This window comes from Candidatus Cloacimonadota bacterium, from assembly GCA_034661015.1.
Classification (GTDB): Bacteria; Cloacimonadota; Cloacimonadia; order JGIOTU-2; family JGIOTU-2; genus JAYEKN01.
In genome coordinates this window covers 1-5,360 of the sequence record JAYEKN010000027.1, presented here as the reverse complement: position 1 = coordinate 5,360, position 5,360 = coordinate 1, and the positions used below count along the sequence as shown (strand labels likewise).

General features: G+C 34.0%; 4 protein-coding genes. All 4 read left to right on the top strand.

The window, feature by feature from the left end; genetic code table 11:
- Positions 1–824 (top strand): T9SS type A sorting domain-containing protein (locus tag U9P79_00880; protein MEA2103185.1); only part of this gene is annotated, 824 nt, incomplete at its 5' end.
- Between the two features lie 30 nt (positions 825–854).
- Positions 855–1,643, top strand: coding sequence for a 5'-nucleotidase, lipoprotein e(P4) family (locus U9P79_00875; GenBank protein ID MEA2103184.1), 789 nt, complete (start codon positions 855–857; stop codon positions 1,641–1,643).
- A gap of 647 nt (positions 1,644–2,290) precedes the next feature.
- Positions 2,291–3,985, top strand: coding sequence for a hypothetical protein (locus tag U9P79_00870; protein ID MEA2103183.1), 1,695 nt, complete (start codon positions 2,291–2,293; stop codon positions 3,983–3,985).
- A 62-nt stretch (positions 3,986–4,047) separates the two neighbouring features.
- On the top strand, positions 4,048–5,334 hold the full coding sequence (locus tag U9P79_00865; GenBank protein MEA2103182.1) for a DUF6175 family protein: 1,287 nt from the start codon (positions 4,048–4,050) through the stop codon (positions 5,332–5,334).
- The last annotated feature ends 26 nt before the right edge of the window (positions 5,335–5,360 follow it).

Here is a 5,360-nt window from a genome sequence, read left to right as displayed (position 1 = left end):
CTCCTGATAGTATTTCGATAAGTGGAGATACTTTGACGATTATTCCCCCTTCAACCCCAACTTATGAGGAATTAATTGGCTACAATATTTACCTTGATGGAACTTTATTAGCGTTCATCAATCAACCCGTTTATATTCTTTCGCTTCAACCGGGAATATATACTATGGGAATTTCAGCCGTTTACGAAGATGGAGAATCTGCAATAACCACCACGACTTTTGTTATCCTTGATATTTTTAATCCACCTCAAAATGTGCAATATGAAATTATTGATGACCACGTTCATCTCACCTGGGATGATCCTGCACCAGGTAGCACATCCCCTTTTGAAAATTTTCGCATTTATGTAGATGGAAATATTTATGAAGAAACCTTAGAAAATCAATGTGATATTTTTGGCTTGATAAATGGATTAATTTATGAGATTGCGGTTACCGCGATTTACGAAGCTGGTGAATCAGAAATATATCCATTTGAAATAATTTACACCGGAAATGATGTTGATTTGGAAAATATTTCAATAGCGAATTCAAAAGCCTATCCTAATCCATTTTCTTATTCCACAACGATTTCTTATTATTCCAAGGCTCTTAGCATTGCTGCTGATGTACAAAGTGAAATAGAAATTTTTAACATAAAAGGACGATCCCTTCGTCAATTCAAAATTCATCATGAAGATATTGGAAAAAAATATAGAATTAATTCTGTTATTTGGGATGGAAAAGAAAGTAACGGCAGTCTCGTTTCAAGTGGAATTTATTTTTATCAGATCAAAATCGATAATAAAATAATGTTTATGAATAAGTTGCTTTTAATACGCTAATGATAAATTTAAAAAAATAAAGGAAACAATATGAAAACTAGAATTCTAATTCCTGCTTTATTATTAATTTTTCTGCTAACATCATTATCTGCCAATGCTGAAAATCCACAAATGAATGATGAAAGTTTTCTGATGGCTGCTCTGTGGCAGACCACATCTGCAGAATATCGTGCTTTATGTTATCAAGCATATAATATTGCCAGAGTAAATTTAGAAAAAGATATGCAGATAAAAACCGAAAAAAAACGTGCAATTCTGGTGGATATGGATGAAACGATAATTGACAATTCGCTTTATAATGCTGTGCGAGTGGTTCGCGAACAAGAATATCCCAAAGAGTTTTACAAATGGATAGATTCTTCAAAAGCAGACGCAGTTGCCGGTGCAATGGACTTTCTCAATTTTGCAGATAGAAATAATTACGAAATTTTTTATATAACTAACAGAAGAATGGAATCTTATGATATCTCTTTGAAACAACTCCAAACAATGAATTTTCCGCAAGCGGATTCGCTCCACCTTCTTCTAAAAGAAACGAGTTCTAATAAAGAAACCCGCCGGCAAATGATCGCCGGGAAATATCATATTGCTCTTTTACTTGGGGATAATTGTGACGATTTCTCCGAAGAATTTTATCGAAAATCCATTGAGGAAAGAAAAAATGCAGTAAATTTTTTAAAAGACGAGTTTGGAACCAAATTCATCATCCTGCCAAATCCAATTCACGGAGCTTGGAAAAAAGCGATCTACGAATATAAAAATGGTCTTAGCACAAAAGAAAAAACTAAAATGAAATTGGAAAAATTGAAGATTTATTAAGAAATTCTATTGACCGTTAAAAATATAAAAATACCCCAAAAAAATATAACTGAAAATTAGTCTAATTTGTGTCTATCCGTAAAGGGAAATCTTGAGTTAATTTCCGTTTTTTTGAACTTGACAAAAATTTTCCTAACTCACAAACATAACGTAAACAACTTAACAGATAACTTTTTATTCGGCACGGAATGGTCCGTGCCGACTCTTCAAACGGAATGGTCCGTGCCGACTCGAAAAGGCTACTTTACGGCTGGACACTAATTAAATTTACAAAAAAGCAGAACTACGCGAAGCAGTTGAATAAATTAGATTGGGATTGCTTGCTACCCCAGTAAAAAAAATATCATCTTTCCCTAAAATTTTCAAGATTCGGAACACTCTAAAATTGCTGTAATAATTTTTTTCTACAAATGAAATTAACAAGAAGTTTGACAAAAAAAACAAAAAATCGAATGTGGTGTAATAATCGAAAAAAATAAAAATGAAAAAAATAGTTAATTTTATTAATATTAATTCCCTTATGATACAGAACTAACGGAGGTAGAATGATTCATGCACCGTGAAATTGTTTTTATAAGCAGCGTTTAGAATTTTCACAGATATATAACAAAAATAATAATCTGCACCGAAATCAATAGGAGATAAACATGAAAAAATTATTTTTAATCCTTATTTTGTTAGGATTATTCTCATTCAGCTATGCCCAACAAGGAAAATATGTGCGTAAATCAGTTAGTTCTGTAGAAACCGTTTTAATAAAGCCGGGAGCATTAGAAGGTATAAACAATTTTGACTATGATTTTTTTGATAAATTGATTGATTTTTATATTGAGACCGATCGTTTCGATTATAATGTTTTACCGGAACCGATAATTCAAAATTTTAAAACTGAAATGGATTCCAAAAAAAAATGGACTACAGAAGAGGTTTCTAAAGTTTTGAAAAAAACTGTGGTTAAAAAAATTTTGGAAATTCTTAATTCAAACGATGTAAAGCAAGCACGCGGAATTGCTTTAAAAGATGAAGCAGCTTTTCAATCATTTGCGGCTACAAAAGCAAAATCTTTGGGATTGACTGCAAAAGAACTTGAAACTTTGATGAATTCTGCATACATTTATTTAACCTATATTACTTCAATGAAGCAGTCAGTAAGTGACGGAAAAATATCTGTATCTATTAAAGGGGGAATAATTTGGTATCACGTCAAAATTGCTCCGGATTTCTCTGTATCTGTAAATCAGGTTGTTGCTCAAAAATCCAGCGCCCGAAGTTTTATTTCACATGCCGTAACCGACAAAAACGGGGCTGTTTTATATTACAAATTCACGTTCGGGAAGGAAGTTTACAAAACGACAGAAGCTTTGTGTGCTCAATATAATGCCATGCTTGCTTGGGCAAAGAATCTTGGAGTTAAAACCAAAAAAATCGCAGCTTTCAAGTTAAGCGGACAAATTGTCGAAGCTAAAGGAAGAGTTTATTCTGTGCCTATTGGTTTCAAAGAAGGCGTTCATCTTGATAATGGTTACGATATTGTAGAATTTGTGGAAGATAAAAACGGAAATGAAAAGAAAAAAATTGTTGGCTATGGGCGCGTAATTCATACTGGAAATAATCTTAAAAATCCCAATGATTATACAAAAATAAGACAATACATCGGAAAAAAACAATCTCCGGGTGTTCTGCTTTTTGAACGTCCCAGATTGGGAATATCTATCAGCCTTAATCCATATTATATGCTTGAGATGGAAGTGCCAAAGAATGCTACAAAATCGGAATATTTCTCTGAGATTTCAATTCTCGGAGAAGACGCTACCACCTCAGTGGGAGCAGATTTAATTTTCTCCTACAATTTAGCGCCGATCATTGGTGTAACCCAAACTTTTTTTGATCTTGATGTTGCCTATGGTGTTCCATTAGTGAAATATAATACCGATGTTAGCGGATACAGTTCTACCCTCTCTTTGTACGGTGGTTTTTCAAAAAAAATGTGGTTTACACGCTCTAACTTGAATTTGAATTTTGCCGGTGGTATTGACATGCTTCACATTGCAGGGGAAATGTACTCCGATGATTACACATATTCTGTTGGAGCTTGGGGTGCAAAAGCAAATGCGAACTTAGAATATTTGCTCACACCTGATTGGAGATTTGGAGTTGGAGCAGGATATAAATACGGATTAGAACCAACAAGCGTAAAATTCAATGATAATGAAGAAAAAATCAGTGGTGTTTATGAAGACATAAATCTTGGTGGAATCAGCCTTAATCTAACTCTTAGCTATGATCTTAGTTCACTCCCCATCAATCTTTTTGGGTGGCTTGACCCATTAAAAAAATATTAGTAAAAAATTAATCGTGCAAGGCAGAAGCTTCTGCCTTGCACTTATCCCCGGAGGATATTATTATGAAGTTTCTAAAATTATCTACAATTTTACTCCTTTTCATTCCCTTTTCGGTTTTTGCTCAATTACCGGTTTCAAGACAGGCTCATTTGGTTGAATCGGTTTCATCCTCAGAAGTGTTGATTGAAGCAACTGGTATTTATAATTCACCTTTTAAAGGTGGTGCATTTAAAAAAAGTCCCAAAAAGGATGTTGATGAAAATGGTGTAAGATTTGCAACTGAAGATGCAAAAAAAGCTGCTGTTTATTTTATTTTATTCGGTGGAACTGATCCCCTTTTGAATTCGGATGAAGCCAAAACCAAATTTAATGAAATTTCTTCTGAATTTTTCAAAATGTCAAATATTTCTCAATATATTACTTATGAAGATAATCAATTGCTAAAAAGAATTAAGATTGATGACGGAAAAGGAATAAAAATTACAAAAAGATTCAAAATTAACAAAGGGATGATAAAAAAATATCTTGAATCAAAAAACATCATCAAATCCCGCAAAGATTTATCGTCAACAATTGGCAATCCCTTTATAATGGTAATTCCGGCTACAACCAAGAGCCAAAACCCGATCGAACTTTTGAGGGATGACAAAGAAGTAAAACAGGCAGCAGCTGTAATCGAAAGTTATCTCACGGCAAGACAATACGATGTGGTTGTACCGGAACAACAGGCAAATCTGGACGAGCTCAACAAAGCACAGGCAATGGTTGGAAACCGCGATGAAGATTATGCCTATCAACTTGCTCTTTCTGTGGGAAGCGATGTTTACATAACATTTAGTGGATCTTTGGAAAATGCTGCTTACGGAACAAAAAAATATACCATAAGTATCAAGGCTTATGAAACAACTACAGCACGTTTGCTGGGAACAGAAACCGGCTATAGCGAATCACGAAGCGGTGAGATAATGCTATCAATCGAAGAAGCAGTGAATGATGCCATCGATAAAGTGTTGGCTCGAATTCATAATTATTGGGAGAATGATCTGAAAGATGGAGTGCAATACAAAATCATTGTCAATCTCGCTCCTGATTTTGATGAAGAAGAATTGGAAGAAGTGCAATGGGCTTTTATGGATGCTGTGGATGAAGTTGCCAACAAATCAAAAGAGAATGTAGTTACGGATCAAACCATAGATTATTTGGTTTGGTGTAATCCCCAAAAATACGATAGGAGCTCACAGGTTTATAGATTTATTCAAAAAGCCTTCCGCAAACAAGATGTTTCGGCTTCTTTAAAGAGAATTAGTATAAATAGAAAAATGATTCTCCTTAAAATTGATTCCGAATAATTACTAATTTGAGTCTGTCCGTAAAG

What these genes read in the sequence shown, in the direction of transcription:
- U9P79_00870 (MEA2103183.1), top strand. Translation starts at nt 2,291, where the DNA reads ATGAAAAAATTATTTTTAATCCTTATTTTGTTAGGATTATTCTCATTC.
- U9P79_00865 (MEA2103182.1), top strand. Translation starts at nt 4,048, where the DNA reads ATGAAGTTTCTAAAATTATCTACAATTTTACTCCTTTTCATTCCCTTT.
- U9P79_00875 (MEA2103184.1), top strand. Translation starts at nt 855, where the DNA reads ATGAAAACTAGAATTCTAATTCCTGCTTTATTATTAATTTTTCTGCTA.